The organism is Cupriavidus sp. HE11, assembly GCF_056097175.1.
Genome location: NZ_CP184464.1, coordinates 132528 through 159485, shown reverse-complemented (window position 1 = coordinate 159485; position 26958 = coordinate 132528). Strand labels below are relative to the sequence as shown.

Sequence of the window (26958 nt, the reverse complement as noted above, 5' to 3'; positions counted from 1 at the left end):
ACGTATGACGCAAATCCATCCCACCGCACTGGTCGACCCGAAGGCTGAACTTGGCGCCGATGTAGAAGTCGGCCCGTTCTCGATCGTCGGTCCGAACGTGCGCATTGGCAGTGGCACGCGGATCGGCTCGCATACCACGGTCGAGGGACATACCACGATCGGCGAAGGGAACCGCATCGGGCCTTATGCCTCGGTGGGCGGGGTGCCGCAGGACATGAAGTACGCCAACGAGCCGACCCGGCTCGAGATCGGCGATCGCAACACGATTCGCGAATTCACCACGATTCACACGGGTACCGTGCAGGATCGCGGCGTGACCAGCATCGGCAGCGATAACTGGATCATGGCGTACGTGCATATCGCGCACGACTGCAGCGTGGGGAACCACACGGTGTTCTCGAGCAATGCGCAGATTGCGGGCCACGTGGAAGTGGGCGACTGGGCGATTCTTGGCGGTATGAGCGGTGTGCATCAGTTCGTGCGTATCGGCGCGCATGCCATGCTTGGCGGTGCTTCGGCGCTGGTCCAGGATGTACCGCCGTTCGTGATCGCTGCCAGCGACAAGAGCGGCAACAAGGCTACGCCGCACGGTATCAATGTCGAGGGCCTGCGTCGCCGCGGCTTCGATGCGGCCCAGATCGCGGCGCTGCGTCAGGCTTACAAGCTGCTGTACAAGTCCGACCTGAGCTTCGACGATGCCCGCAACGAGATTTCGGCCATGCTTGGTCAGTCGGACGCCACCACGGGAACGCCGCTGAAGGCCTTTGTCGAATTCCTCGCCGCGACCCAACGCGGCATCGTGCGCTAGACGTCAGCCGGACATGGTCGAGGCAGCCATGCAGGCCGTGCTTCCCGCTGACGCGGAGGCTCATGTAAACAAGCGTGGCACGATTGCCATGGTCGCCGGCGAGGCATCCGGCGATCTGCTGGCTTCGCTGTTGCTGGAGGGGTTGTACGCACGGCTTGGCGAGTCGGTCGACTACGCCGGCATCGGCGGCCGCCGCATGATGGCGCAAGGGTTCGTCTCGCATTGGCCGATGGAAACCCTTTCCGTCAACGGCTATGTGGAAGTTCTGGGGTCTTTGCGCGAGATCCTGGCCACGCGGCGCGCCATCCGCGACCAGTTGCTGGCCCAACCGCCGCTGTGCTTTATCGGTGTCGATGCGCCGGATTTCAATTTCGGCCTCGAAATTCCGCTGCGCCGCGCCGGCATTCCCGTCGTGCATTTTGTCAGCCCCTCGATCTGGGCCTGGCGGGCCGGTCGCATTCGCACGATTGCCCGGGCGGTCGACCACATCCTTTGCCTGTTCCCGTTCGAGCCGGAGATCTACGCCAAGGCAGGTATTCCGGCCACATATGTTGGCCACCCCCTTGCCGATGTGATTCCCATGGTGCCCGATGTGGCAGGGGCTCGCGCGAAGCTCGGGTTGCCGGAAGGCAAGCGCATCGTGGCCGTGCTGCCCGGCAGCCGACAGTCTGAAGTACGCAATCTAGGCGCCACATTTTTCGAGGCCATGTCGCGCATGCATCGCATGGACGGCAATCTGGCATTTGTGTTGCCGGCTGCCTCTCCGGCGCTGCATGCGATTGTCGAGGGACTGCACGCGCAACACCCGGAAATCGACCTGACGATTGTGGATGGTCAATCACATCTGGCGATGGAGTCGGCGGACGTCATCCTGCTGGCCAGCGGCACGGCCACGCTGGAAGCCGCGCTGTACAAGAAGCCGATGGTGATCTCGTACAAAGTGCCCTGGCTGACCGCACAAATCATGAAGCGGCAGGGATATCTGCCGTACGTGGGACTGCCTAATATTCTGTCGGGGCGCTTCGTGGTGCCCGAACTGCTGCAGGACGACGCCACGCCAGAGGCCCTCGCGCGTGAAACGCTGCTGCAACTCAATGATGAAGGCAATATTGCGTTCCTGCGCGAACATTTCACGACCATGCATGAAACGCTGAAGCGTGACACATCCCGGCTGGCAGCCGGTGTCGTGGCGGATCTGCTCCACACTCGGGGAGCCGTGTGATGCCGCGCGTCAAGGCTGTCAACGTCGGCCAGATGGGGCTTGAGCTGACGCAAACGGTCGCCGTGGTCCAACGCCTTTGTGGCGTGGACGAGGCCGGGCGGGGCCCACTGGCTGGGCCCGTGTACGCCGCCGCTGTCGTGTTGAATCCGGATCGACAGATTCGGGGGCTTGCCGACTCGAAGATCCTGACTGCGGCAAAGCGCGAAGTCCTGTTCGAGCGAATTTGCGAGCGTGCGCTTGGCTGGCACATCGCCTATGCCACGGTCGAGGAAATCGATTCGATCAATATCCTCCATGCATCAATGCTTGCCATGCAGCGAGCCGTCCAGGGGCTCGCCGCCAAGGGTGTGATTCCCGATCTGGTGCAGGTCGACGGCAACCGCTGCCCGCAAGTGGCCTATCCTGTGGAGGCGATCGTCAAGGGAGACGCCAAGGTGCGAGCCATTTCGGCAGCATCGATCCTCGCGAAGGTATCGCGTGACCGCAATCTCGTGGAGTTGCACGCGCAGTACCCCGACTACGGCTTTGACTCGCATTTCGGCTATCCCACGCCGCAACATTTCGCAGCGCTGGACCGGCACGGTCCCACACCGCATCACCGGCGGTCGTTCGCGCCAGTCCGTCTGGCCCTGGAACGCGTCAACGCACTGACCCAGGCTCAGGAAACTCCGCCTTTCTAAGACACCTCCTTGAAGCACGTCACTTCGCGCGATAACGCGCTGTTCAAGCACCTGAAGGCCCTGACGGGCTCTACGCATCAACGTCGAAAGGCCGGGCAATCCGTGCTGGACGGCGTGCATCTGGCACAGGCCTACGTCGCTGCATTGGGGCAACCAGCCTCGTGTGTCGTGAGCGAGCGTCATTATGACCATGCCGAAGTGCGGCCGTTGCTGGATCAGGTCGAACCCGAGCGCGTCGTCGTGCTGGCCGATGCACTGTTCAGCCAGATCAGCAACGTGGCTAACGGTATCGATCTGCTGTTCGTGATCGACACGCCGGCCGGCCATTTGCCCGCGCAGATCGATACGGACTGCATCATCCTCGACGGGGTCCAGGATGCCGGCAACGTCGGGTCGATCCTTCGCAGCGCCGCGGCGGCGGGAATCCCCCATGCATTCCTGACCACGGGCTGTGCGTTCGCCTGGTCGGTCAAGACGCTGCGTGCCGGCATGGGCGCGAACTTCCACCTGAATATCGTCGAGCACTGCACGCTCGAAATGCTCGCGGCCCGGCTGGCTGTGCCGCTGCTCGCGACGTCCTCGCATGCCGACGCCACTGTGTTCGATACGGACCTCCGCCAGCCGGTAGGCTGGGTGGTCGGCAACGAGGGTGCAGGCGTCAGCCCGGAGTGGATGGCACGCGTATCGCGCAAGGTTGGCATTCCGCAGCCTGGTGGCCTGGAATCGCTGAACGTCGCCGCAGCCACCGCCGTCTGCCTGTTTGAAACCGTGCGTCAGCGGCGGGCGGGTTAAACGCATAGGCCGCTAGCGCGGGCGATTGCCCCGTGCCTGGCCGGAAGCCGCGGTACCGGACGAAGCCTTCTGGTCGATCAGTGTCTGCAGGACACCCCTCAGCTGGTCGAACTTCTTGTCGACTTTCGCCTCAAGCTTGTCGAAGCGCTCGTCAACCTTGGCAAGACGCTCGTCCACCCTGGCGAAGCCCTCGTCCACCTTTACTTCCAGCCTTTCGATACGGCGATCGATGCCATCGAATCGGCGGTCGATTCGGTCGAATCGCTTGTCTGCGGCCTGGAATTGGCGATTCATCACACCAAGCCGTTCATCCACCATATTGAACCGGTAGTAGATGTTCTCGTTCGTCTTGTCGGTTCGGCGGGCGGAGTATTCGAGGATGGCGAATACGCCCCCGAGAGCGACGAAAACGGCGGTGAAGATGGTGGCGGCTATGCGCCAGTCATGACGGGGCGCATGACGCTGCGGTTGCGCGTGGTCTGGATCGGCAGGGTCGGGGAGACTGGAAAACCGGTCTGCTGTCATGGTGATGGGCATGGTTCGCGAAAGAAAACGTCGATGACGTCATCTTTCACCTCCAGCCATCACCCGCCAAGAAGACGATTCTCAAAAATCACGCTCAATAGTTGTCGCGGTCGACCTTGATTTCCTGAAGTATCGTCGTTGCAATTTCCTCGATCGACTTGTGCGTGGACGACAGCCACTTGATGCCCTCGCGACGCATCATCGCTTCGGCCTCGTTGACCTCGTAGCGGCAGTTCTCGACTGCCGCGTACTTGCTGCCCGGCCGGCGTTCGTTGCGGATTTCCGTCAGCCGCTGCGGATCGATCGACAGCCCGAAAATCTTCGGCTTGAACGCGTATAGCGCCGAGGGCAGGCGGCCACGCTCGAAGTCGTCGGGGATCAGCGGATAGTTGGCCGCCTTGAGGCCGTACTGCATCGCCAGGTACAGACTGGTCGGTGTCTTGCCGCTGCGCGACACGCCAACCAGGATCACATCGGCTTCCTCGAGGTTCTTGTGTGACTGCCCGTCATCATGCGCCAGCGAAAAGTTGATGGCCTCGATCCGGTTCTTGTAGGCCTCGGTATCTGCATTCTGGTGGAACCGGCCGATGGCGTGCGTGGACTTCAGTCCCAGTTCCTTCTCCAGCGGCTCGATAAATGTCTGGAACATGTCCAGGATCATGGCCTTGGCGCGGCGCATCGCCTTGTTGGACTCGGCGTTGACCAGCGTGGTGAAGACGATGGGCGGCACGCCCTCGTTGTAGAACGCCTCGTTGATCTTGCTGACGGCCACATGTGCCTTTTCCGGCGTGTCGACGAACGGCATGCGCACCTTGCGAAAGCGCATTTCGAACTGGGCCAGGATCGAATGGCTGAACGTCTCGGCGGTGATGCCTGTGCCATCCGACACAATAAAAACCGTACGCACGGCAGGGCGATCGGCAGGAGCCGCCGCGGCCGCTGGCTGGGAGCCGGCCGGGGAGGAAGAAGGCTGGGAAGTCAGGGCCGGCGCAGGTTGCGACGCGTCAGGCGCTTCGGGCAAGGACATGTCTGAACAATTATTTTTGGAGCAGCCGCTGAGCGAAAGTGCGGTGCGGCACGGTAGAATAGCGGCGATCTTTTGGCTAAGCAATTCCGCCAATTCCGGTCACGCAACGATTTGCGGCCGGATTGTCGACAATGTGCATTGCAGTATCGGAAACGTCCGATACCACACGGAATTGTTCAGCCAAGCGATCCGCCGGGGACAGAACGCCAACAACATACCGGTCGGTGCAAAAGATTTCTTACTTTGTTTTGAGGCTTTTATGACCAACCAGGTAGATAACGGCGCCTACGTGCTGCCGTTCGAAGAACTGCGCATGCAGGACGTGGAGACCGTCGGCGGCAAGAACTCGTCGCTCGGCGAGATGATCTCGCAGCTGGCGGGTGCCGGTGTGCGCGTTCCCGGCGGTTTTGCCACCACCGCACTGGCATTCCGCGACTTCCTCGAACACAACAACCTGACCGCCCGCATTTCCGAACGCCTGAAGACGCTCGACGTCGACGACGTGAAGGCCCTGGCCGAGGCTGGTGGCGAGATCCGCAACTGGGTGGCCGCCGCGCCGTTCCAGCCGCGACTCGAAGCGGAAATCCGCGAGCACTATGCTCGTGTGTCGGCGCGCGAAGGCGCCGAGGCATCGTTCGCCGTGCGCTCGTCGGCCACCGCCGAAGATCTGCCGGACGCATCGTTCGCCGGCCAGCAGGAGTCCTACCTCAACGTCAGCGGCATCGACGACGTGCTCGACAAGATCAAGCATGTGTTCGCGTCGCTGTACAACGACCGCGCCATTTCCTACCGCGTTCACAAGGGCTTTGCCCATGACGTGGTGGCATTGTCGGCCGGTGTGCAGCGCATGGTCCGTTCGGATCTGGCTGCCTCGGGCGTGATGTTCACGATCGATACCGAATCGGGCTTCCCGGACGTGGTGTTCATCACCTCGAGCTACGGCCTGGGCGAGACGGTCGTGCAGGGCGCCGTGAACCCGGACGAGTTCTACGTCTTCAAGCCGACGCTGCAGGCCGGCAAGTACCCGATCATCCGCCGTTCGATCGGCTCGAAGCTGATCAAGATGGAATTCACCAAGCCGGGCGAAGCTGGCCGCGTGAAGACCGTGGACGTGCCGCCCGAGCTGCGCAACCGCTATTCGATCAGCGATGACGATGTGAACGAGCTGGCCCGCTACGCGATGATCATCGAGAAGCACTATGGCCGCCCGATGGACATCGAGTGGGGCAAGGACGGCAAGGACGGCAAGATCTATATCCTCCAGGCACGTCCGGAGACCGTGAAGAGCCAGTCGGCTGGCAAGGCCGAGCAGCGCTTCAAGCTGAAGGGCACCTCGGCAGTGCTGACCAGCGGCCGCGCCATTGGCCAGAAGATCGGTACGGGGCCGGTTCGCGTGATCAACGATCCGTCCGAGATGGAGCGCGTGCAGCCGGGCGACGTCCTGGTGGCCGACATGACCGACCCGAACTGGGAACCGGTGATGAAGCGTGCCGCGGCCATCGTCACGAACCGTGGCGGCCGTACCTGCCACGCCGCGATCATCGCGCGTGAACTGGGTGTGCCGGCAGTGGTCGGTTGCAGCGATGCCACCGACCTGCTGAAGGATGGCACGCTGGTGACGGTGTCGTGCGCCGAGGGCGACGAAGGCCGTATCTACGACGGTCTGCTCGAAACGGAAGTCACCGAGGTCACGCGCGGCGAAATGCCGGAGATCGAGACCAAGATCATGATGAACGTTGGCAATCCGCAGCTGGCGTTTGATTTTGCGCAGATCCCGAACCACGGCGTCGGCCTGGCCCGCCTGGAATTCATCATCAACAACAACATCGGCGTTCACCCGAAGGCGATTCTGGACTACCCGCAGGTCGATGCCGACCTGAAGAAGGCCGTGGAATCGGTGGCCCGTGGTCACGCCAGTCCGCGTGCGTTCTACGTGGACAAGCTGGCCGAAGGCATAGCCACGATCGGTGCCGCGTTCTATCCGAAGCCCGTGATCGTGCGCCTGTCCGACTTCAAGTCGAACGAGTACAAGAAGCTGATCGGCGGTTCGCGCTACGAGCCGGACGAAGAAAACCCGATGCTGGGCTTCCGTGGCGCTTCGCGCTACATCGCGGACGACTTCGCCGAGGCGTTCGAGATGGAATGCAAGGCCATGAAGCGCGTGCGCGACGAGATGGGCCTGACCAACGTCGAGATCATGGTGCCGTTCGTACGTACGCTGGGCCAGGCCGAGCGCGTGATCGAACTGCTGGCCAAGCATGGCCTGAAGCGCGGCGAAAACGGCCTGCGCATCATCATGATGTGCGAAGTGCCGTCGAACGCGATTCTGGCCGAGGAATTCCTGCAGTTCTTCGACGGTTTCTCGATCGGTTCGAACGACCTGACGCAGCTGACGCTGGGCCTGGACCGCGATTCGGGCATGGAACTGCTGGCAAAGGACTTCGACGAGCGCGATCCGGCCGTGCGCTTCATGCTGCAGCGCGCCATTTCCACGGCACTGCGCCTGGACAAGTACGTCGGTATCTGCGGCCAGGGTCCTTCGGACCATCCGGACTTTGCGGCATGGCTGGCCAAGGAAGGCATCAAGTCGATCTCGCTGAATCCTGATTCGGTGGTGGAAACCTGGCAGCAACTGGCTTCCTAAGGCATTTCGCGTCACAATAGCGACGTACCCGAACTAACGGCGCCCGGCCTGCTTGGCTGGCGCGCCGTGTGGCACCGGCCCTGCGGTCAGGTGTTCCAACTGCCCCCGCAGACGCCGCAGGCGTTTGGCGGGGGTTTTGTTTTTTCGGGCTGGTGTTTTGCTGGCTGGAAAGGAACGGGATGACGTCGTACTACTTTTGGTTTGCCGCGTCCGTGGTGCTGGTGATCGCGGAGATGGCTACCGGCACGTTTTACCTGTTGATGGTCGCCTGCGGGGTGACGGCCGGGGGCATTGCTGCGCTACTCGGTGCCGAGGTGCCCATGCAGACGGTCACGGCGGCGGTGGTCGCCATCGCGGCCATCGCAGGGCTGCGGCGTACGCGTTTCGGCAAGCTGCGTCGCAGCGATGCCGCGTCCAATCCCGACGTGAACCTCGATATCGGACAGGAAGTCGAAGTGTCCGCCTGGGATGCCTTCCGGCGCGCCCGCGTGCCATATCGTGGCGCCGACTGGACGGTGGAACTGGCGCCGGGCACCGATCCCGCGCCGGGTCGCTACAGGATTGTCGAGGTCCGTGGCGCCACGCTCATCGTGTCGCCGCGCTAGCCTGGTGCCGCCGACGTACCGCTGTTCTTCGCCTTGTAGTTTTCTCTTTGACGGGAGTCGTACATGCTTGCCTATCAGCTTGGTCTGTTTCCGCTGATTCTGCTTATTGCCGCCATCGTACTGATCGCGAAGTCCATCAAGATCGTGCCGCAGCAGCATGCCTGGGTGCTGGAGCGCCTGGGCCGCTACCATGCGACGCTGACGCCCGGGTTGTCGATTGTGGTGCCGTTTATCGACCGCGTCGCCTACAAGCACATTCTCAAGGAAATTCCGCTTGATGTGCCGAGCCAGGTTTGTATTACCAAGGACAACACGCAGTTGCAGGTCGACGGCGTGCTGTACTTCCAGGTGACCGATCCGATGAAGGCTTCGTACGGTTCGAGCAATTTCGTGGTGGCGATCACGCAGCTATCGCAGACCACGCTGCGGTCGGTCATCGGCAAGCTGGAACTGGACAAGACGTTCGAGGAGCGCGAGTTCATCAATCACAGCGTGGTCAACGCGCTGGACGAAGCGGCGGCCAACTGGGGCGTGAAGGTGTTGCGCTACGAGATCAAGGACCTGACGCCTCCGAAGGAGATCCTGCACGCGATGCAGGCGCAGATTACGGCCGAGCGCGAGAAGCGCGCCCTGATCGCCGCGTCCGAGGGCAAGCGCCAGGAGCAGATCAACCTGGCGTCGGGCGCACGGGAAGCGGCCATCCAGAAGTCCGAAGGCGAAAAACAGGCGGCCATCAACAGGGCCCAGGGCGAGGCCGCCGCGATTCTGGCGGTTGCCGAGGCCAATGCTCAGGCGATCGAGAAGATCGGCCACGCCATTCGCGGCGAGGGCGGGTCGGAGGCGGTCAACCTGAAGGTGGCCGAGGAATATGTGGCGGCCTTCGGCAACCTGGCCAAACAGGGTAATACGCTGATCGTGCCGGGCAATCTGGGCGAAATGAGCTCGATGATTGCCTCGGCGCTGCAGATCGTGAAGGGCCAGACGGCCGAGAAGGTGCTTTGATCCCACTGTGAATCAGCGGAAACAGGAACGGAGGCCGAGGCCTCCGTTTTTCATTCCTTTTCGCTTTTCATCAGCCGCGCTTTTTCGCGCTGCCAGTCGCGATTCTTTTCGGTCTCGCGCTTGTCGAACTGCTTCTTGCCCTTGCCCAGGCCGATTTCGCACTTTATGCGGCCTCGGGTGTAGTGCAGGTTCAGCGGCACCAGTGTATAGCCGCGCTGCTCGACCTTGCCGATCAGTTTCTTGATTTCGTCGGCCTTGAGCAGCAGCTTGCGGGTACGCACCGGGTCGGGCGTGACGTGCGTGGAGGCGCTTTGCAGCGGGCTGATATGCGCGCCGATCAGGAACATCTCGGCATTGCGCACCACCACGTAACCTTCCTTGATCTGCACGCGGTTGGCGCGGATCGCCTTGACTTCCCAGCCTTCCAGCACGATCCCGGCCTCATAGCGCTCTTCGATGAAGTAGTCGAAAAAGGCCTTCTTGTTGTCAGCGATCGTCATGCGGGAGGTGATTTCCTAAATATGGGCCGGCGCGGCCTGGCAGGGCGGCGGCGGTGAGGGTGCGCAGCAACATGGCTGCGGCCGAGCACACCAGGGCGTGCCGTGTTCGCGGCTGTCGGCTAAAATCCTGATTTTAGCAAACCGCTCCGGCCCGGCCCAGCCCCGAGGCGCCCGCAATCCGTATACATGGCAGACGTCCATAAATCCGTCCTGCTCGGCTTTTCGGCCGAACAGATGTACGACCTGGTCACGCGCGTGGAGGACTATCCCAAGTTCCTGCCATGGTGTGGTGGCGTGGAGGTCTTCGAGCAGACCGACACGCTGCTCGATGCCAAGATCCATATCCACTTCAGCGGCATCAAGCAGTACTTTCATACGCGCAATACCCAGGAACGTCCGACACGTATCGATATGACGTTCGCCGACGGTCCTTTCAAGACCTTCAATGGGTCCTGGCGGTTCACGCCGCTGCGTGCCGATGCCTGCAAGATCGAATTTCACCTGCACTACGAGTTTTCGAGTGTCATTCTCGAAAAAATCATCGGTCCGGCGTTCAGCGTGATCGCCAATACGTTTGTCGATGCCTTTGTGAAACGGGCCGAGGTGGTCTATGCAAAGCAGGGCTGAGGCACCCGCAACCGTGCATGTTTCGGTCTGCTATGCATGCCCGGATGCTGTTTTCCTGAAGGAAATCGCCGTCCCGGCGGGCACGACCATTGTCGCTGCGATCCAGTCCAGCGGGTTGACAGATGCGCACCATGAAGTGGATCCCACGACGATGCGCGTGGGGATCTACGGCAAGCTCAAGACGCTGGAAACCGTAGTGCGCGAAGGCGATCGGGTGGAGGTCTACCGTGTCCTGACGGCCGATCCGAAGACGGCGCGGCGCAAACGCGTGCAGAAAACCCGGGCGTCCGGGATGCGCGAGGGCCAGAAATGGCTGCGGGGCGGAGGCGGGCAGGGCGCCTGAAAAACGACGGCAACCCTGCCTTCAGGGTATCAGCCTGTCAGCTGCTGCACTGCTGGTTGATCGAATCGTTGGTGCGCGCCAGTTCGGCCGAGCGCTCGTCTTCGTTCAGGCGCACCGGGGCGCCGTCCGCACCAGACCGCGACACCCGCACGCCGGCGCTCAGGCCGGTGGCGTAATTGCGCAGCTGCTGGCACCTTTCGTCGCGCGCCAGCTGGTCGCGTTCCTTGGTGGCGGCTTCCAGATCGGCCTTGATCCGGGCGTCCCGGCGCTCGCGGAATGCCGCGTCGGCGTCCGCAGGCTTGTCGGACCGGGTCTTGGCGCTGACCGCCTGCATGCGCGGGCCACCGGCCGGGCCGGTCTTTGCGTCTGCCTTGATGTTTTCCGTTTCCAGCGGGCGGTAGGCGCCGGCCACGCGGCCCGGGGCGGCCAGGATGGCCCGTTCCGGGATGGACGGCGGCGGCGGAACATCGCTATAGACCGTGCGGCCGTTGGCGTCCTTCCATTGCCACTGGGAGAAGGCGGTGCCCGGAATGGCCAGGCTGGCGGTAATCAGCAGGTACAGCGCGGACGATCGTTTCATGGCGAAGGCGTGAACGGGTCGAGCGGGTTGTGTGGGCATCAGACGCCAGTGGGGTTGACTTTCGAAGTGACCCACCCGGCATTGGCCGCTAGTCTACTGAGACTTGTCCGTCGCATGCAAGCGGACGGACCAGGCCACGCCGGCCATCAGCAATACGATTGCGGCGATTTCCAGTGGCCGTGGCCAGCGGTGATCGAACACAAACCCGTATGCCAGCGCGAACAGCGTCTCGAAGACGATCATCTGACCGGACAGCGTCAGCGGCAATCGGCGGCTCGAAATGTTCCAGAGATTGTTGCCAATAAGCGACGCTCCGAGCGCCACCGCGGCATTGACGGTCCAGTACCACTGCCAGTCCCGGGTGCTGCCCGGGGCAGTCAGCAGGTCGCCGAACACGAGCCAGCCGGCAATCGCCAGCACCAGCGACACCAGGCCGGTGGAAAGCCCATAGAGCGCCGACCACTCGTTGCCGCTGAAGTGCGGGTGGCGCTGCAGGTAGCGCGCGTTGTCCACGGCGTAGAGCGTCCAGCAGACCAGCGCCCCGGCCGCACACAGCACGCCGGCAATCTTCTGCCACACGGAACGGATCGCCGCATCCGCCACGGCCGCGCCGTGCGCACCGCCGCCGCCACCGAAGAGGTCGACGTTGATGCACGCAATCCCGGCCGCCACCACCAGCAGCGGCAGTGCCAGACGGCGCAACGGCACCGCGCCATGGTCGCGCCGGCCCATCAGTGTGACCGAGATCGGCAGGATGCCGATAATCAGCGACGTGGGGCCCACGCCGGCCAGTTGCACGCCAAACGCCAGCAGCACGTAATAGAGCAGGTTGCCGGTAAAGGCCTGCCGCAGCAGCGCCACGCAGTCGGCCCGCGTGAGCTTGCGGGCGATGCGGCGCATCAGCGGCAGGGCTGCGATCAGGGCGACCATGCCGTACGCCAGGTATCGGCCAATCGCCAGTTCCCACGGGGAGAATGCCGGCAGCAGCTTGGGCGCGATAAACACCATCCCCCAGAACGCGCCCGCCAGCAGGCCGCACAGTACGCCGATTCCCATGGTCTCCAGATGCCTTGCTTGAAAAAGGTGGCCGAGAATAGCAAACGGCTTGCAACAACGCATCAGCAAATCCTGCATTCCTGTATAATCTGCTTTTGCGCCTAGAGGATTCGCTATGCGTCTTGTCCAGAAAGCACTCACATTCGATGACGTGCTGCTCGTCCCGGCCTATTCGGCCGTCCTGCCCCGGGATGTTTCCCTCCGCACCCGACTGACCCGTTCGATCGAACTCAACATTCCGCTGCTGTCCGCCGCCATGGATACGGTGACGGAAGCGCGCCTTGCCATTGCCATGGCACAGGCCGGCGGTATCGGTATCGTTCACAAGAACCTGAAGCCCGCCGACCAGGCCCGTGAAGTGGCGCGCGTCAAGCGCTACGAATCGGGTGTGCTGCGTGATCCGATCACCATTTCGCCGGACATGAAGGTTCGCGATGTGATCGCGCTGTCGCAGCAGCACGGCATTTCGGGTTTCCCGGTGCTCGAGGGCAAGACCGTAGTTGGCATCATCACGAACCGCGACCTGCGTTTCGAGGAAGAACTGGACGCACCCGTGCGTGCCAAGATGACCCCGCGCGAGAAGCTCGTGACGGTGGCCGAAGGCGCGCCGCTGGACGAAGCCAAGCGCCTGATGAACCGCCACCGCCTGGAGCGTGTGCTGGTGGTCAACGGCGCATTCGAACTGCGCGGCCTGATCACCGTGAAGGATATCCAGAAGGCCGTGGACAACCCGCTGGCCAGCAAGGATGCGCACGGCCAGCTGCGCGTAGGTGCTGCAGTGGGCGTGGGCCCGGATAACGACGAACGCGTGGAACTGCTGGTCAAGGCCGGCGTCGACGTGATCGTGGTGGACACCGCGCACGGCCACAGCCAGGGCGTGCTGGACCGCGTGCGCTGGGTCAAGCAGAACTTCCCGCAGGTGCAGGTGGTGGGCGGCAATATCGCCACCGGCGCCGCCGCGCTGGCACTGGTCGAGCATGGCGCCGATGGCGTCAAGGTCGGTATCGGCCCGGGCTCGATCTGCACGACGCGCATCGTGGCAGGCGTGGGTGTGCCGCAGATCACCGCCGTGTCGAACGTGGCCGAAGCGCTCAAGGGCACGGGCGTGCCGCTGATCGCCGATGGTGGCGTACGCTACTCGGGTGACGTGGCGAAGGCCCTGGCGGCCGGCGCCCACACCGTGATGATGGGCGGCATGTTCTCGGGTACCGAGGAAGCCCCGGGCGAGGTGTTCCTGTTCCAGGGCCGCTCGTTCAAGAGCTACCGCGGCATGGGTTCGGTTGGCGCGATGAAGGACGGCGCCGCTGACCGCTACTTCCAGGAAGACAACACCGCCAACGTCGACAAGCTGGTGCCGGAAGGCATCGAAGGCCGCGTCGCGTACAAGGGCCCGGTGCAGGCAATCATCCATCAGCTGACCGGCGGCATCCGCGCGTCGATGGGTTATTGCGGCGCCAGCTCGATTCCGCAGTGGCACGAATCGGCCGAGTTCGTGCAGATCACTGCGGCGGGCATGCGCGAATCGCACGTCCACGACGTGCAGATCACCAAGGAAGCGCCGAACTACCATATCGATTGATGTCGATCTGGCCTGCCCTGACGGGCACCACGGCCGCGCCGGTTCTGTCGAGGTTGACGGGGCCTGCGCGGCCGCGCCGCAATAAGGAGCACCCATGAAAGTATTGCTGCGAGCCGTGCTGTTCTTCGACGCGCTGCTCGACTTGCTGCTTGGCCTGCTGCTGCTGATGTCGCCGTTCACCACGCTGTACGCCGCGCTGCAACTGCCGGTGCCGGAGCCGGCCCTGTTCGGGCAGCTGCTTGGCGTGGCAACGCTCGGCATGTCGTGGCTGCTGTTCACGGCCACATTCAATGGACATATGACGGTGCCCGTGGCGCGCGTCGCCGGGTTGATCAATCTGGCCAGCGCAATACTGGTTGCCGCGTGGACGCTGTTCCTGGACATGCCCGTCCAGCCCGCCGGCAAGGTCTGGCTGCTGACAATGGCGGCCATGCTGCTGTTCTTCGCCATCGTGCAGATCCCGGCGGCCAAGAAGGTGCGCCTGCGCGAACGGGCGCTGGCCGATCAGGCAAAGGCTGACCGCGATGCGCGTGTGGCCGGTGCCAGCTATCCGAACGACGTAACTGACGTAACAGACGTAGGCGACGTGACCGACGTTGCCGGGAGCGGCATGGGCCGTCCCGCGCGCCCGGCAACATCCGCCGCGTCCCCCGCATCCCCCGAATACCGGCGCGAGCCGGTCATCACGCCGCCGCCCGGCTATGGCCCGGGCACCGAAGTCATGACCGAACCCGATCCGGACGCACTGCCCACTGCCAATCATGCACGACAAAATCCTCATTCTTGATTTCGGTTCGCAAGTCACGCAGCTGATCGCCCGCCGCGTTCGCGAGGCGCATGTCTATTGCGAAATCCACCCGAACGACGTTACCGACGAATTCGTCCGCGAGTTCGCACCGAAGGGCGTGATCCTGTCCGGCAGCCACGCCAGCACCTACGAAGACCACCAGCTGCGCGCGCCGCAGGCCGTGTGGGACCTGGGCGTGCCGGTGCTGGGCATCTGCTACGGCATGCAGACCATGGCCGTGCAGTTGGGCGGCAAGGTGGAATGGAGCGATTCGCGCGAGTTCGGCTATGCCGAAGTGCGCGCCCATGGCCACACGAACCTGCTCAAGGGCATCGAGGATTTCAGCACGCCGGAAGGCCACGGCATGCTGAAGGTCTGGATGAGCCACGGCGACAAGGTGACCACGCTGCCCGACGGCTTCAAGCTGATGGCATCGACGCCGAGCTGCCCGATCGCCGGCATGGCCGACGAGGCACGCGGCTACTACGCCGTGCAGTTCCACCCCGAAGTGACGCATACGCCGAAGGGCCGCGAGATGCTCGAGCGCTTCGTGCTGCAGATCTGCGGCACCAAGGCCGACTGGGTCATGCACGACCATATCGCCGAGGCCGTTGCAAAGATCCGCGAGCAGGTGGGCGATGAAGAGGTGATCCTGGGCCTGTCCGGTGGCGTCGATTCGTCGGTGGCCGCCGCGCTGATCCATCGCGCCATCGGCGACCAGCTGACGTGCGTGTTTGTCGACCACGGCCTGCTGCGCCTGGACGAAGGCAAGATGGTGATGGACATGTTCGCCGGCCGCCTGCATGCGAAGGTGATCCACGTGGATGCTTCGGAGCAGTTCCTGGGCCATCTGGCCGGCGTGACCGACCCCGAGCAGAAGCGCAAGATCATCGGCCGCGAGTTCGTGGAAGTGTTCCAGGCCGAAGCGAAGAAGCTGAGCAATGCCAAGTGGCTGGCGCAGGGCACGATCTACCCGGACGTGGTGGAATCGGGCGGCACCAAGACCAAGAAGGCGACCACCATCAAGAGCCACCACAACGTGGGCGGCCTGCCGGAGACGCTGGGCCTGAAGCTGCTGGAGCCGCTGCGCGACCTGTTCAAGGACGAAGTGCGCGAGCTGGGCGTGGCGCTGGGGCTGCCGCCGGAGATGGTCTACCGCCATCCGTTCCCGGGCCCGGGCCTGGGCGTGCGGATCCTGGGCGAAGTCAAGCGCGATTACGCGGATCTGCTGCGCCGCGCCGACGCGATCTTCATCGAGGAACTGCGCAAGACCATCGCCACGGAACAGGATGCAGCCGCTGGCCTGTGCGAGCCGCACCAGGTGGGCAAGAGCTGGTACGACCTGACCAGCCAGGCCTTTGCCGTGTTCCTGCCGGTGAAGTCGGTGGGCGTGATGGGCGATGGCCGCACGTATGACTACGTGGTAGCGCTACGCGCCGTGCAGACCACGGACTTCATGACCGCACACTGGGCGCACCTGCCGTACGCGCTGCTGGGCCGCTGCTCGAACCGCATCATCAACGAGGTGCGCGGGTTGAACCGTGTGGTGTACGACGTATCGGGCAAGCCGCCTGCAACGATCGAGTGGGAATAATCCGGGGATACAGGCCATCTGGCGCGTAGGGCGGCCGGATGCGCCGGTTCCTGTCTCCGGTCGGGCGGATACCTGCTGGTCTCCGCCCCTATGACCTGTCTCACACCCCGCCTCACGCCCTCACGCGGCCTCCACGGCCCCTCCAGGGCTCCCTTACGTCGCAGCCGACCGCTCCTCGATCCGCGCGATCTCCAGACGATTTCCTCCCAAGGCCTTGGCCCGGTACAACGCCTGGTCCGCGGCGACAAGTGCGTCACTGAGCACTGGTGTTTCTTCTTCGAACTGAGCCAGTCCGATGCTGACGGTAGCCGGGATGCTCATACCCCCGATCCGGCCGGCGATATTCTCGGCAAACTGCGCCGCTACGGTCTCGCCGAGCGTTCTGGCGCGGTGCGCGTCGGTGCCGTATAGCAACGCAGCGAATTCCTCGCCGCCAATGCGCGCCAGCAGGATGTCCGGCCCCATCACGCCGCGGGCGATCTCCGCAAACGATTTCAGTACCTCGTCGCCGGCCTGATGGCCGTAGCGGTCGTTGATGGCCTTGAACTGATCCAGGTCGAAGGCCAGTACCGCTACCGGCCTGCGCAGGTCTTCGGCAGCCAAAATGTGTTTGCCCTGTTCGAAAAACCATCGACGATTGCCCAGTCGGGTCAGGTAATCGGTCTGAGACTCCTTCAGCAACAGGGTGTGGCTGTCTTCGCGGATCAGCTTCAGGATCGTCATGGGCAGGATCACCGAATACAGGACGCCCTCGTACATGGTGATCTTGCTGGCGATGGCCTGCATGGCAGGCCCGTACGCCGACACGAGCCAGGGCAGCGCAAAGCACCGTCCGGCGTAGATCACGGCATGGATGCCCGCCACGGCAACGACGATGTGTCGCGCGAAGAACGGCTTCATCGCCTCACAGCGCTGCATTTCCCGCGCCGTCATGGCGCTGATGATGGCAATCGGCAAGGCGCTGCCGTAGTTCCACATCGCGTCCATCCACCGCGTGCCTGAAACGGCCCATACCAAAGCCATGACGATCAGCACGACGCCGATGGTAATGCGATAGCGCCGTCCACTTAACGCTGCGACACCATTGAGAATCAGCAGGTAGCCGCAAAGCATGACCAGGTTGGCGAGTGCTGAACCAAGCACTCCTGGGGCGGCGCGCCGGAAGAGTACGGCCGTGCAGCCGATGGCGAGCGTGGTGAATCCCGCCGACAGAATGCGCAGGGCCTTGCTGTGCCGAGGGTTGGCCAGATGCTCCCAGAACATCATGCCCGCGCTGGCGAGCAGTGTTCCAATTGCCAGAAGATAAAGGGTAAGGAGATCGACGTACATCCAGATGTAAAGACATTGCGCCGATGCTGGGCGCCGGCTGTCGAATTCTACGTTGGAATTACGGCAGGCCGTGGATGGTTCCGAAGATCTCCGGATGGAGTTTCGACGTTTCCGGTATTTCGGCCGAAGCGGCTGAGGGGCTGAGGCGGCGCCCTCAGCCCGGCAGGTCGAGATCGCCGAACCGGTAGATCCGTCCGCCTCGCATGACAAAGTCCACCTGAGCCGTGGCGGCGATATCGGCCAGAGGGTCGCCAGGCATCGCCACGATATCGGCCTGGCGTCCGACTTCCAGTGCCCCAATGTCCGGGCGTTGCAGCAGTGCGGCTGCCACGCTGGTGCCGGCGCGCAGCGCCCTGGCCGGTGTCAGGCCGGCTGCCACCATGGCCTGGAATTCCAGAATACCGCGCGAGAACGGGAACATGCCGCAGTCGGTGCCCAGCGCGATATTGGCGTGGCTGTCGGCCATGCGGCGCTGGGCCCGCTCGATCTCGGGCAGGTCGCGCGTGAACTTCCAGACCGCCTGCGGCGGCAGCGTGTTGGCGGCCAGCATGGCCTTGTCTTCCAGCGTCATCTGCATGGTCGGCACCAGGAACGCGCCCGAAGCCTCGGCCATCGAAATGCCCTCATCGTCGATCAGATAGCAATGCTCCAGGCTGCGTGCGCCGGCGCGCAGGGCCTGCTTGCAGCCTTCGGCGGCGCCGGTGTGTACCGAAACCGGAATGCCGAGCTGATGGGCGGCGGCCGCCGCGGCCTCCATTTCCTCTTCGAACCACGTTACGCGCGCCGGGTCGTCGCCAAAGCTCATGTAGCCGCCAGTGTTCATGGTCTTGATCCAGTCGGCGCCATGCGCCGCCTGGCAACGCACCTGCTTGCGGATTTCCGCTGGCGAATCGGCCGTCTTCGACAGCCCCAGATGACAACGGCAGGGCAGCGCGCCCTGCATGTCGGCATGGCCGCCCGATCCGCTGATCATATGCGGCGCCACGAACAGGCGGGGCCCGGCCAGGCGCCCCGCGTTGATGGCGTTACGCAGTTCCAGGCCCGGCCAGTCATCGTCGAACGTGCCCAGGTCGCGCAGGGTGGTGAAGCCATGACGCATGTACTCGCGGGCCAGGCTCAGACCGGCCAGCGCCTTGCCGGCGCTGGACTGCAGGATCTGCTGCTTCAGGTTCATCCCGTCCAGGAACAGGTGGACATGCGTGTCGATGAAGCCGGGTGCGACCGTACGATGGGACAGGTCGATCACGCGGGCATCGCGCGGCCGCGCGACCGATGGGCCGATGGCGGCAATCGTGTCGTGTTCGATCAGTATTTCGGCGGGCCCCTGCAAGGTGTCGCCGAGGCCGTCGAACAGGTTGCCGCAAATGAGAACGATAGATGCAGACATGGAACAGGCCTCCTTGTTGAAGACACAAAATCCGAAGATGCAGCACTGAAGCTGCGGCAGTGCCGGCCCATCACCGGGCTGGCTGGCTGGGTTTGGCGCGCGGGATGGTCGCCATGATCGAAATGGCCGCCACCACGACCATGCAAAGGTTGAATGTCAGTGCCAGGATGGCTGCCGTCCGCACGGCTACCTGGTCTTGGGCGCCCTGGAACTGGATCAGGCCTTCCAGCATCGACCCACCTTCGGGGTGGGTGCGCACAGCAGTGAAGATGGCCGCCGAAATGGCCACGCCAAAGGCGCCGCCCAGCGACGATGCCATCTTGTAGATGCCGGCACCCGCGCCTGCCTGGTCCTCTGGCAGGGCAGACAGCGCGGCATCGGTGGACGGGGTGGCATAGAAGGCCAGGCCGATGCCCTGCAGCGCAAAACCGATCGTGGCGACGATCCGGTAGTCGGCGAGCGTCAGCTGTGTCATCGCCAGGCAGACCACCGACGCGGCGGTCAGCGCGCAGCCCCACAGCATCGGCTTGCGGGCGCCAAAGCGCTGCAGCAGCTTTTCGCCCACGCGGATAAACGCAATGATCGTGATGGCAAAGCCGATGGTCAGTACGCCGGCCTGCTGCGCACTCATCTTGCCGCCCAGTTGCGCCAACTGCATGACCACGATCAAGGTGCCGGCCACGCCGTTGAGCATGAAGTTCGAGATCGTCGCGCCGGTGTAGATGCGGCTGCGGAACAGCTTGAAGTCGATGAACGGGTCTGCCGCGCGGGCTTCGTGGCGCAGGAAGATGAAGCCGAAGATCAGCACGGCGGCCGCCAGCAACAGCGTGTTGACGCTGGTCCAGCCGAACCGGGCACCCTGCGTGACCACCACCTGCAGCGCGATCATCGTGATCATGAACGTGAAGATGCCCTTGCGGTCCACCTTCGCGTCGCGCCGATCCTCGGCCCGGCTTTCAGGCGTGCCCCGGATCATCAACAGGCCGGCCACGGCCGCCACTACCGACAGGAAGAAGATGGCCCGCCAGCCGAACTGCGCCGAGACCATGCCGCCGAAGATGGCGCAAACGCCCGAGCCGCCCCACGAACCGATCGACCAGATGCTGATGGCGCGCTGACGTGCCGCGCCGGCCCAGTACGTCTTGATCAGCGCCAGGCTCGACGGCATGATGCACGCCGCCGACAGCCCCTGCAGCGCGCGACCGGCCAGCAGGCAGGGTATCGCCAGCGCGCCCGCAGGGGCCAGCGCCACCAGCAGCGAACCCGCGATGCTCAGGCAAAAGCCGAGTTGCAGGATGCGGTAGCGCCCCACGCGGTCGGCAATGCCACCCATGAAGACGATGAAGATGCCCGAGAACAACGCGGTGATGGCGACGGCGATGTTCATCGTGGTGGGCGACAGGCCAAGCGCGTCGCCCATGTCCGGCGCAATGTTCAGCGTGGTCTGGGCGAATAGCCAGAACGTCAGTACGCCCAGGACGATGCCGAACAGAACCCGGTCATTGCCGGCGAAGTTTGGCGGTTGCGCGGGCTTGGATGCTGGCGATCGCCCAGCTTCAGGATTTCCTGCGGTACTACCAGTGGCATGGTTCATGTCGTCTGTCCCTTGATGGTCGTTGCGTAGTCAACGGTGCGAGCCATCGTATTTCCGGGGGGATGCAGAGGCGTTGACGCGGATCATGGGTGCCGGTGCGGCATCGTAGTCCGCTGGAATTCGCGGCATCCAGCAGCAGGATTGATGCAGGCCAATGCAGGTAGTACTTGTGGCGCTGACGATGGCCGGCTCTCAACGTGGCGCCGCCCGATGACCCACTACGACTTCATTGCCGACATCGCCGACGCACGTGCGCGCGCCCGCACCATCGAGGGCCTGACGCGGTTGCGCCGGGCGCTGGCGGACGACATCCCCGCGCGCACGGCCACCGATACGCTGCTGCTGGCGACGTGGAATATCCGGGAGTTCGACAGCGGCAAGTACGGTTACCGCTCGGACGAGTCCTACCTCTATATCGCCGAAGTGCTGAGCCGCTTCGACCTGATTGCCATCCAGGAAGTCAGGGATGGCCTGTACCCGCTGCAGCGGCTGAAGCGCATGCTTGGGCCGTGGTGGGGCTACCTGGTGACCGATGTCACGCTGGGCAGGTCTGGCAATGCCGAGCGCATGGCCTACCTGTACGACCGCCGCAAGGTGCGCTTCACCGGGCTGGCTGCCGAACTGGTGCTGCCCAGGACGGGCAGGGCGGGGCCGGCGCCGGTACAGCTGGCGCGCTCGCCTTACCTGGCGGGGTTCCAGGCCGGATGGGCATACCTGACGCTTGCCACGGTCCATATTTACTACGGTACCGGCAAGCCCGACGACGCGCGCCGGCTGGCGGAGATCACAGCCTTCAGCCAGACCATTGCAAGGGCGGCCGGCAAGCTGTCGGCTGCGCCGCAGCCGGCGCCCGGCGTGAAGGCTGATCCGGGTAATCTGATCCTGCTGGGTGACTTCAACATCTTCAACCGGCGCGACGTGACGATGGAAGCGATCACGCGGGCAGGGTTTGTCGTGCCCGAGTCGCTGCAGACCGTGCCCGGATCGAATGTGGACAAGAACCGGCACTACGACCAGATCGCCTATCTCCGGCGGCTGTCGCGCATGGCGCCCACCGGCCGTGCCGGCGTGTTCGACGTGTACGAGCACGTCTATCGTCTGGCCGATGCCGACGCCTACGCGTCCGAACGGCAGACACGCCCCGGGCGCAGCTTCAAGGACTGGCGTACCTATCGCATCAGCGACCACCTGCCGATGTGGATCGAGTTCGGTATCGACGATGCGGATGCATGGCTCGCGGGGCTTGGTGGCTAGCCCGAGCAGACCCGGCGGTTCCGGTCTATGCTCTCGCCTGCGACACCGGCAGGCGCCCGCCAGCAGCGCACGTTGCGCCACGCGCCGTCGGACTACGCACATGCCACGACGTCCCACGATTCTTCCCACGACCATCCAAGGAGCCCCCATGGCCCTCTCGATGTACGACGTATCGATCCCGGTGTTTATCCGGGCCCTGACGAACCTGTCCGCCATCCTCGAAAAAGGCGCGGCCCATGCGCAGGCGCAGGGCATGGACGCGGCCGAACTGATTCAGACGCGTCTGATTGCCGACATGGATGCGCTGCCGGCGCAGGTGCAACGGGCCAGCGATTCGGCCAAGGGCTGCGCGGCACGGCTGGCAGGTATCGACATCCCGTCGTATCCGGACAACGAGGCCACGTTCCCTGAACTGCAGGAGCGCATTGCCAAGACGGTAGGCTTCCTGAAGTCGATCCGTCCGGAGCAGCTCGATGGCAGCGAAACGCGTGTGGTCGAACTGAAGCTGCGCGGCGGCCCGGTGACCTTCGATGGCAAGAGCTACACGCTCGGGTTTGCGCTGCCGAACTTCTACTTTCATGTGACCACGGCGTACGATCTGCTGCGTCACAAGGGCGTGCAGATCGGCAAGATGGATTTCCTGGGCGCGCCGCGCTGATCCTGATTGCCACGGAAAAACGGGCCCGCGAGGCCCGTTTTTCTGGTGCGCGTCCAGCGCGTTCGACGTTCTGTCTCAGTGCTGCAGGGCTCCGGCAGGCATGTCGCCGGCGCGCACGTCGATGCCCGCGGCGCGGTCGAGCCGGCCGCTGACTTCCGTCAGCGCCCAGGCAACCAGCACCACCAGCGCGCCGATCCACGGCGTATGCATCAGGCCAAAGTGCTCGACGACCAGGCCGCCCGCCCATGCCGCACCGGCAATGCCCAGGTTGAACGCGGCGATGTTGAGTCCCGACGCCACGTCCACTGCCTGCGGCGTGTGGTGTTCCGCCTGCTTGACCACATAGACCTGCAGGCCCGGCACATTGCCGAAGGCAACGGCGCCCCAGGCCAGTACCGTGGCCAGCACCAGCCAGCGATGCGGCGCAGTGAAGGTCAGTACGAACAGCACGGCAGCGAGTAGCAGAAATACGATGCGCAGCGCTGCAATCGGGCCGTGGCGGTCGGCCAGGCGGCCGCCCCAGATGTTGCCGATGGCGACCGAGATGCCGTACACCAGCATGACCAGGCCCACGGCGCCGGCGCTGAATCCCGAAACATCCTGCAGGATCGACGCCAGGAACGTGAACGGGATGAACGATCCGCCGTAACCGATGGCTGTCTTGGCATAGACCAGCAGCAGGCGTGGTTCGGCGAGCACGCGCGCTTGCTGCAGCAGCGATGCCGGCGCGGCATGGCGAATGGTTGATGGGACGAACAGCAGGCTGCCCACAAACGCGATCACACCGAGTGCGGAGACTGCCAGGAATGTCTCGCGCCACCCGAAGTGCTGGCCGATGAACGTACCTAGCGGCACGCCGGTAACGAGTGCGACCGTCAGGCCCGTGAACATGATGGCAATGGCGCTGGCGGCCTTCTCGCGGGGCACCAGGCTGGTGGCGATGGTCGATCCGATCGAAAAGAACACACCGTGCGCCAGGCCGGTCAGCACGCGGGCGGCCACCAGCGATTCGTAGCTTGGCGCCTGCCAGGCCAGCAGGTTGCCGGCGGTGAACAGCGCCATCAGCGAGAGCAGCAGCGCCTTGCGCGGCAGGCGCCCGGTCAGCGCGGTCAGCACCGGGGCGCCCACGGCCACGCCTAGTGCATAGAGGCTGACCAGCAGGCCCGCCGACGGCACGCTGATATGCAGGTCGGCGGCGATGGTGGGAATCAGGCCGACAATCACGAATTCGGTGGTTCCAATGGCAAAGGCGCTGATTGTCAGCGCCAGCAGGGCAACGGGCATGGCAAGCTCCGGGATTCAAGGTTGGAGCGCAGTGTGCCAGCGCCTTTGTTGCAGAAAAAGCCGCCGATCCGAAGAAGATATTTGATCTGAAATCAATAAAGTGGCGCCAGACCGAGCCGACGCGGCAATTTACGATGGACTTAGCAGAAACCCTATGTTCTTGATACAATCACCGGTTGCTCGCGCCTCGGCTTTTGCCTAATTTTTGAGCAGGAACTCCCCACGCACTACAACCGTCGCATACGCATGACATACGCCGTCAAGGAAATCTTCTATACGCTGCAGGGCGAGGGCGCCAACGCCGGCCGTGCGGCAGTGTTCTGCCGATTCTCGGGTTGCAACCTGTGGACCGGCCGCGAGGAAGATCGCGCCCGCGCCGTATGCCAGTTCTGCGATACCGACTTCGTGGGCACCGACGGCACGCGCGGCGGCAAGTACAAGACGGCCGAGGAACTGGCGGCCGTGGTGGCATCGGAATGGCCGCAGGGCGCTGGCGGCCAGCCGCTGGTGGTATGCACGGGCGGCGAGCCGCTGCTGCAACTTGACACGCCGCTGATCGCCGCGCTGCACGCACAGGGCTTCGAGATCGCCATCGAGACCAATGGCACGATCGAAGTGCCCGAGGGCATCGACTGGGTCTGCGTCAGCCCGAAGATGGGTTCGGAACTGGTGGTGAAGAAGGGCGACGAACTCAAGGTGGTGATGCCGCAGGCGGGTCAGGACTTCGCGGCATACGAGCAACTGGATTTCCGCTATTTCCTGGTGCAGGCCATGGATGGCCCGCTGGCCCGGCAGAATACGGCCGCCGCGGTCGACTTCTGCCAGCGTCATCCTCGCTGGCGCCTGTCGCTGCAGACCCACAAGCTGCTGGGCATTCGCTGACACATGAGCAAACAAGTTTCCATCACACGCCGGCTCGAATTCGACGCCGGCCACCGCATCCCGAGCCACGGCGGCCAGTGCCGCAATATCCACGGCCATCGCTATCGGCTGGACCTGACGCTATCCGGCGAAGTGCTTCGCCAGGAAGGCGCCTCCGACGACGGCATGATCCTGGACTTCGGCGATATCAAGACGCTGGCAAACGAGCACCTGGTGTCGAAGTGGGATCATGCGTTTTTGATCTATCGGGGTGACACCGCGCTGCTGAACTTCCTGCAGTCGATGGACAACCACAAGACCGTGGTCATCGACAGCATCCCGACGGTCGAAAACCTGGCGCAGGAAGCATTCGACATTCTGGCGCCGGTGTTCAAGGACTGCTTTGGTCACCACCTGCAGCTGACCAAGCTGGTGCTGTTCGAGACGCCGAACTGCTGGGCTGAAGTCAGCGCGCCGTTCGCGCTGCCGGCGCAGGACTGATCTGTCCATGTCCGGCGCGCCCCAGTTCCAGGACGAAGCCACGCGCGACCGCTTCTACATGACGGCGGCGCTGGAAGAGGCGCGTCTGGCCGAGGCGGCCGGCGAGGTGCCGGTGGGCGCGGTGGTGGTGTGGAACGACCAGATCATCGCGCGCGGCCATAACCTGCCGATCCGGTCGGTGGACCCATCGGCCCATGCCGAAATGCAGGCGCTGCGTGCCGCCGCCAAGGTGCTGGGCAACTACCGCATGCCCGAGTGCGAGCTGTACGTGACGCTGGAGCCATGCGCGATGTGCAGCGGCGCCATTCTCCATGCGCGGCTCAAGCACGTGGTGTTTGGCGCCACCGACCCGAAGACCGGCGCGGCCGGCAGCGTTGTCGACCTGTTCGCGCAGGCCACGCTGAACCACCAGACCACGCTGGCGCGCGGGGTGATGGCCGACGAGTGCGGCCAGATGCTGCGCGATTTCTTTGGCGCCCGGCGCCGCGCGCAGAAGGCGGCGCAACTGGCCGCACGGGCCGGCGAGGCAGGGCCGGCGGACCAAGGGCAGGCCACGCCACCCTCGCCATTGGCGGCCGATTAGGCGAAAATTCCTGCTTCCGAGCGTCGTACCGTCACCATCCGAAGCATGAGCCAATCCATCGAAGTCCGACTGATCGCATCTTCCGGCTACCCGCACGACGTGGCCATTGCCGCGCGCGGCTGCGCCTGGCTCAAGCACCACGGGTACCACGTCAACAATCCCGACATCCTCGCGCGCCGCTACCTGCGGTTTGGCGGCACGGACGCCGAACGGCTGGCCGACCTGCACGCCATCGGTACCGGTGCGCCAGGTGAACTGACCCTGGCGGTGCGCGGCGGCTATGGCCTGGCGCGGCTGCTGGCAAGGATCGACTTCGCGCGTATTGCGGAACAGGCACGCGCCAGCGGCACGCCGATCGTTGGTCACAGCGATTTCACGGCCTTCCAGCTTGCCTACCTGGCAGCGACCGGCGGCGTCACGTTTGCCGGCCCGATGCTGCTGGCCGATTTTGGCGAGGAGCACGTCGATCCGTTCATGTGGACGCACTTCGAGACCATCCTGCGCGACCCGGCCTACCGGATCGAGGTGGCGGCCCCGCAGGTGGCGGCGGCCGGTACCGTGGAAGGCACGCTGTGGGGTGGCAACCTCGCCATGCTGTGCAGCCTGCTGGGCACGCCCTACATGCCGAAGGTACCGGGCGGCATCCTGTTCCTGGAAGACATCAACGAACCGCCATACCGCGTGGAGCGCATGCTGTTGCAACTGCTGCAGGCGGGGGTGCTCGGCACGCAGCGGGCCATCGTGATGGGTGACTTCTCGAACTACCGCACCACCGACTACGACAACGGCTACAACATGGACGCCGTGTTCGACTATGTGCGCGAACAGCTCGATATCCCGGTGCTGACCGGCCTGCCGTTCGGGCACTGCCCGCGCAAGCTCACGCTGCCCGTGGGCGCCCAGGCGCGGCTGGAAGCCAGTGGCGACGGCTTCACCCTGGCCCTGACGGGATACCCGACGCTGTAACGGCGGCCAGCCGGTGGCCGGTCGGCGTCGGAGCCGTGGCGAATGGCTGACGGATGCCCCCCGGAAGTGGTAAAATCACCGGTTATTTCCTCATTTTCGCTGCGCCGGGCACGCCAATCGGGTGCGTGCCGTCAGAAACCGGTTGCCAGCAGGTAGCGCCCACGGGGCAT

General features: G+C 64.1%; 27 protein-coding genes. 18 read left to right on the top strand and 9 right to left on the bottom strand.

The annotated features are described in order from the left end of the window. Nucleotides 1–4 precede the first annotated feature (4 nt). Genes lpxA through ACOABP_RS00740 form a run of 4 tightly spaced genes read left to right on the top strand, consistent with a single transcriptional unit; the run spans nt 5 to nt 3502 of the window. Nucleotides 5–808, top strand: coding sequence for an acyl-ACP--UDP-N-acetylglucosamine O-acyltransferase (gene lpxA, locus ACOABP_RS00755; protein WP_474226556.1), 804 nt, complete (start codon nt 5–7; stop codon nt 806–808). A 13-nt stretch (nt 809–821) separates the two neighbouring features. Beyond that, a complete protein-coding gene (lpxB, locus tag ACOABP_RS00750) occupies nt 822–2030 on the top strand; it encodes a lipid-A-disaccharide synthase (protein WP_474226555.1) in 1209 nt (402 codons plus the stop codon). Further along, a complete protein-coding gene (gene rnhB / locus ACOABP_RS00745) occupies nt 2030–2710 on the top strand; it encodes a ribonuclease HII (RefSeq protein ID WP_474226554.1) in 681 nt (226 codons plus the stop codon). The genes lpxB and rnhB overlap by 1 nt, the downstream gene beginning before the upstream one ends. 9 nt (nt 2711–2719) lie before the next feature. Beyond that, nucleotides 2720–3502 (top strand): TrmH family RNA methyltransferase, encoded by a 783-nt coding sequence (locus ACOABP_RS00740; protein ID WP_474226553.1) that lies wholly within the window; start codon nt 2720–2722, stop codon nt 3500–3502. A 12-nt stretch (nt 3503–3514) separates the two neighbouring features. On the opposite strand, the gene ACOABP_RS00735 is transcribed toward ACOABP_RS00740, so the two are convergent. Together ACOABP_RS00735 and ppsR are read right to left on the bottom strand one after the other, a co-directional pair. Continuing rightward, nucleotides 3515–4039 (bottom strand): ABC transporter C-terminal domain-containing protein, encoded by a 525-nt coding sequence (locus tag ACOABP_RS00735; RefSeq protein ID WP_474226552.1) that lies wholly within the window; start codon nt 4037–4039, stop codon nt 3515–3517. 82 nt (nt 4040–4121) lie between these two features. Next, on the bottom strand, nt 4122–4934 hold the full coding sequence (gene ppsR / locus ACOABP_RS00730; protein WP_066735263.1) for a posphoenolpyruvate synthetase regulatory kinase/phosphorylase PpsR: 813 nt from the start codon (nt 4932–4934) through the stop codon (nt 4122–4124). A 379-nt stretch (nt 4935–5313) separates the two neighbouring features. On the opposite strand from ppsR, the gene ppsA reads away from it, so the two are divergent. The 3 genes from ppsA to ACOABP_RS00715 all read left to right on the top strand — a co-directional run bounded on the left by ppsA (nt 5314) and on the right by ACOABP_RS00715 (nt 9305). Further along, a complete protein-coding gene (gene ppsA / locus ACOABP_RS00725; protein ID WP_474226551.1) occupies nt 5314–7698 on the top strand; it encodes a phosphoenolpyruvate synthase in 2385 nt (794 codons plus the stop codon). A gap of 179 nt (nt 7699–7877) precedes the next feature. Continuing rightward, nucleotides 7878–8303 (top strand): NfeD family protein, encoded by a 426-nt coding sequence (locus tag ACOABP_RS00720; RefSeq protein ID WP_474226550.1) that lies wholly within the window; start codon nt 7878–7880, stop codon nt 8301–8303. Nucleotides 8304–8366: 63 nt separating this feature from the next. Then, on the top strand, nt 8367–9305 hold the full coding sequence (locus ACOABP_RS00715; RefSeq protein ID WP_474226549.1) for an SPFH domain-containing protein: 939 nt from the start codon (nt 8367–8369) through the stop codon (nt 9303–9305). Between the two features lie 50 nt (nt 9306–9355). On the opposite strand, the gene smpB is transcribed toward ACOABP_RS00715, so the two are convergent. Further along, the gene (gene smpB, locus ACOABP_RS00710) at nt 9356–9805 is read right to left on the bottom strand and encodes an SsrA-binding protein SmpB (RefSeq protein WP_066735282.1); all 450 of its coding nucleotides are present in this window, start codon (nt 9803–9805) and stop codon (nt 9356–9358) included. A gap of 186 nt (nt 9806–9991) precedes the next feature. Between smpB and ACOABP_RS00705 the strand changes: the two genes are divergently transcribed. Both ACOABP_RS00705 and ACOABP_RS00700 read left to right on the top strand, forming a co-directional pair. Further along, nucleotides 9992–10432, top strand: a complete 441-nt coding sequence (locus tag ACOABP_RS00705) for a type II toxin-antitoxin system RatA family toxin (protein WP_066735285.1) — start codon at nt 9992–9994, stop codon at nt 10430–10432. Next, nucleotides 10416–10775, top strand: coding sequence for an RnfH family protein (locus ACOABP_RS00700; protein WP_474226548.1), 360 nt, complete (start codon nt 10416–10418; stop codon nt 10773–10775). Before ACOABP_RS00705 ends, ACOABP_RS00700 begins: the two co-directional genes overlap by 17 nt. Nucleotides 10776–10812: 37 nt before the next feature. Here ACOABP_RS00700 and ACOABP_RS00695 read toward each other — a convergent pair whose 3' ends face one another. Next, nucleotides 10813–11355, bottom strand: a complete 543-nt coding sequence (locus ACOABP_RS00695; protein WP_474226547.1) for a DUF4124 domain-containing protein — start codon at nt 11353–11355, stop codon at nt 10813–10815. A 93-nt stretch (nt 11356–11448) separates the two neighbouring features. After that, nucleotides 11449–12411: a DMT family transporter gene (locus tag ACOABP_RS00690; protein ID WP_474226546.1), complete on the bottom strand. Its 963-nt coding sequence runs from the start codon at nt 12409–12411 to the stop codon at nt 11449–11451. A 115-nt stretch (nt 12412–12526) separates the two neighbouring features. Between ACOABP_RS00690 and guaB the strand changes: the two genes are divergently transcribed. From guaB to guaA, 3 genes are all read left to right on the top strand, one after another. Beyond that, complete coding sequence (gene guaB / locus ACOABP_RS00685) at nt 12527–13990, top strand: IMP dehydrogenase (RefSeq protein ID WP_066735295.1); 1464 nt, start codon at nt 12527–12529, stop codon at nt 13988–13990. Nucleotides 13991–14084: 94 nt separating this feature from the next. Then, nucleotides 14085–14777, top strand: coding sequence for a hypothetical protein (locus tag ACOABP_RS00680; RefSeq protein ID WP_474226545.1), 693 nt, complete (start codon nt 14085–14087; stop codon nt 14775–14777). Beyond that, nucleotides 14752–16371 carry a glutamine-hydrolyzing GMP synthase gene (gene guaA, locus ACOABP_RS00675; protein WP_474226544.1) on the top strand — a complete coding sequence of 540 codons (1620 nt, stop codon included), beginning with the start codon at nt 14752–14754 and terminating at the stop codon, nt 16369–16371. The genes ACOABP_RS00680 and guaA overlap by 26 nt, the downstream gene beginning before the upstream one ends. 153 nt (nt 16372–16524) lie before the next feature. Here the strand turns inward: guaA and ACOABP_RS00670 are convergent, their stop codons facing one another. From ACOABP_RS00670 to ACOABP_RS00660, 3 genes are all read right to left on the bottom strand, one after another. After that, a complete protein-coding gene (locus tag ACOABP_RS00670; protein ID WP_474226543.1) occupies nt 16525–17700 on the bottom strand; it encodes a GGDEF domain-containing protein in 1176 nt (391 codons plus the stop codon). 154 nt (nt 17701–17854) lie between these two features. After that, nucleotides 17855–19087, bottom strand: a complete 1233-nt coding sequence (locus ACOABP_RS00665) for an amidohydrolase family protein (protein WP_474226542.1) — start codon at nt 19085–19087, stop codon at nt 17855–17857. 70 nt (nt 19088–19157) lie between these two features. Next, on the bottom strand, nt 19158–20681 hold the full coding sequence (locus ACOABP_RS00660) for an MFS transporter (RefSeq protein ID WP_474226541.1): 1524 nt from the start codon (nt 20679–20681) through the stop codon (nt 19158–19160). A gap of 210 nt (nt 20682–20891) precedes the next feature. Here ACOABP_RS00660 and ACOABP_RS00655 point away from each other — a divergent pair, with 210 nt between their 5' ends. Together ACOABP_RS00655 and ACOABP_RS00650 are read left to right on the top strand one after the other, a co-directional pair. After that, a complete protein-coding gene (locus ACOABP_RS00655) occupies nt 20892–21935 on the top strand; it encodes an endonuclease/exonuclease/phosphatase family protein (RefSeq protein ID WP_474226540.1) in 1044 nt (347 codons plus the stop codon). 148 nt (nt 21936–22083) lie between these two features. Further along, nucleotides 22084–22593 (top strand): DUF1993 domain-containing protein, encoded by a 510-nt coding sequence (locus ACOABP_RS00650; RefSeq protein WP_474226539.1) that lies wholly within the window; start codon nt 22084–22086, stop codon nt 22591–22593. Nucleotides 22594–22668: 75 nt separating this feature from the next. Here the strand turns inward: ACOABP_RS00650 and ACOABP_RS00645 are convergent, their stop codons facing one another. After that, nucleotides 22669–23877, bottom strand: a complete 1209-nt coding sequence (locus ACOABP_RS00645; protein WP_474226538.1) for an MFS transporter — start codon at nt 23875–23877, stop codon at nt 22669–22671. A 246-nt stretch (nt 23878–24123) separates the two neighbouring features. Between ACOABP_RS00645 and queE the strand changes: the two genes are divergently transcribed. From queE to ldcA, 4 genes are read left to right on the top strand one after another with little or no spacing between them, the layout of a single operon-like run. Continuing rightward, complete coding sequence (gene queE, locus ACOABP_RS00640; protein WP_474226537.1) at nt 24124–24759, top strand: 7-carboxy-7-deazaguanine synthase; 636 nt, start codon at nt 24124–24126, stop codon at nt 24757–24759. 3 nt (nt 24760–24762) lie between these two features. Then, nucleotides 24763–25239, top strand: coding sequence for a 6-pyruvoyl trahydropterin synthase family protein (locus ACOABP_RS00635; RefSeq protein ID WP_092599951.1), 477 nt, complete (start codon nt 24763–24765; stop codon nt 25237–25239). A 7-nt stretch (nt 25240–25246) separates the two neighbouring features. Continuing rightward, a complete protein-coding gene (gene tadA / locus ACOABP_RS00630; RefSeq protein ID WP_474226536.1) occupies nt 25247–25822 on the top strand; it encodes a tRNA adenosine(34) deaminase TadA in 576 nt (191 codons plus the stop codon). A gap of 45 nt (nt 25823–25867) precedes the next feature. Further along, the gene (gene ldcA / locus ACOABP_RS00625; RefSeq protein ID WP_474226535.1) at nt 25868–26788 is read left to right on the top strand and encodes a muramoyltetrapeptide carboxypeptidase; all 921 of its coding nucleotides are present in this window, start codon (nt 25868–25870) and stop codon (nt 26786–26788) included. The last annotated feature ends 170 nt before the right edge of the window (nt 26789–26958 follow it).

Bases quoted from the DNA above. Each gene is read 5' to 3' on its own strand.
- ACOABP_RS00655 (WP_474226540.1), top strand. From the start codon at position 20,892: ATGACCCACTACGACTTCATTGCCGACATCGCCGACGCACGTGCGCGC.
- ACOABP_RS00645 (WP_474226538.1), bottom strand. From the start codon at position 23,877: ATGCCCGTTGCCCTGCTGGCGCTGACAATCAGCGCCTTTGCCATTGGA.
- rnhB (WP_474226554.1), top strand. From the start codon at position 2,030: ATGCCGCGCGTCAAGGCTGTCAACGTCGGCCAGATGGGGCTTGAGCTG.
- ACOABP_RS00680 (WP_474226545.1), top strand. From the start codon at position 14,085: ATGAAAGTATTGCTGCGAGCCGTGCTGTTCTTCGACGCGCTGCTCGAC.
- ldcA (WP_474226535.1), top strand. From the start codon at position 25,868: ATGAGCCAATCCATCGAAGTCCGACTGATCGCATCTTCCGGCTACCCG.
- lpxA (WP_474226556.1), top strand. From the start codon at position 5: ATGACGCAAATCCATCCCACCGCACTGGTCGACCCGAAGGCTGAACTT.
- guaA (WP_474226544.1), top strand. From the start codon at position 14,752: ATGCACGACAAAATCCTCATTCTTGATTTCGGTTCGCAAGTCACGCAG.
- ACOABP_RS00690 (WP_474226546.1), bottom strand. From the start codon at position 12,411: ATGGGAATCGGCGTACTGTGCGGCCTGCTGGCGGGCGCGTTCTGGGGG.
- ACOABP_RS00695 (WP_474226547.1), bottom strand. From the start codon at position 11,355: ATGAAACGATCGTCCGCGCTGTACCTGCTGATTACCGCCAGCCTGGCC.
- ACOABP_RS00670 (WP_474226543.1), bottom strand. From the start codon at position 17,700: ATGTACGTCGATCTCCTTACCCTTTATCTTCTGGCAATTGGAACACTG.
- ACOABP_RS00635 (WP_092599951.1), top strand. From the start codon at position 24,763: ATGAGCAAACAAGTTTCCATCACACGCCGGCTCGAATTCGACGCCGGC.
- guaB (WP_066735295.1), top strand. From the start codon at position 12,527: ATGCGTCTTGTCCAGAAAGCACTCACATTCGATGACGTGCTGCTCGTC.
- ACOABP_RS00735 (WP_474226552.1), bottom strand. From the start codon at position 4,039: ATGCCCATCACCATGACAGCAGACCGGTTTTCCAGTCTCCCCGACCCT.
- ACOABP_RS00720 (WP_474226550.1), top strand. From the start codon at position 7,878: ATGACGTCGTACTACTTTTGGTTTGCCGCGTCCGTGGTGCTGGTGATC.
- ACOABP_RS00665 (WP_474226542.1), bottom strand. From the start codon at position 19,087: ATGTCTGCATCTATCGTTCTCATTTGCGGCAACCTGTTCGACGGCCTC.
- ACOABP_RS00660 (WP_474226541.1), bottom strand. From the start codon at position 20,681: ATGAACCATGCCACTGGTAGTACCGCAGGAAATCCTGAAGCTGGGCGA.
- ACOABP_RS00705 (WP_066735285.1), top strand. From the start codon at position 9,992: ATGGCAGACGTCCATAAATCCGTCCTGCTCGGCTTTTCGGCCGAACAG.
- smpB (WP_066735282.1), bottom strand. From the start codon at position 9,805: ATGACGATCGCTGACAACAAGAAGGCCTTTTTCGACTACTTCATCGAA.
- tadA (WP_474226536.1), top strand. From the start codon at position 25,247: ATGTCCGGCGCGCCCCAGTTCCAGGACGAAGCCACGCGCGACCGCTTC.
- ACOABP_RS00650 (WP_474226539.1), top strand. From the start codon at position 22,084: ATGGCCCTCTCGATGTACGACGTATCGATCCCGGTGTTTATCCGGGCC.
- ACOABP_RS00715 (WP_474226549.1), top strand. From the start codon at position 8,367: ATGCTTGCCTATCAGCTTGGTCTGTTTCCGCTGATTCTGCTTATTGCC.
- lpxB (WP_474226555.1), top strand. From the start codon at position 822: ATGGTCGAGGCAGCCATGCAGGCCGTGCTTCCCGCTGACGCGGAGGCT.
- ppsA (WP_474226551.1), top strand. From the start codon at position 5,314: ATGACCAACCAGGTAGATAACGGCGCCTACGTGCTGCCGTTCGAAGAA.
- queE (WP_474226537.1), top strand. From the start codon at position 24,124: ATGACATACGCCGTCAAGGAAATCTTCTATACGCTGCAGGGCGAGGGC.
- ACOABP_RS00700 (WP_474226548.1), top strand. From the start codon at position 10,416: ATGCAAAGCAGGGCTGAGGCACCCGCAACCGTGCATGTTTCGGTCTGC.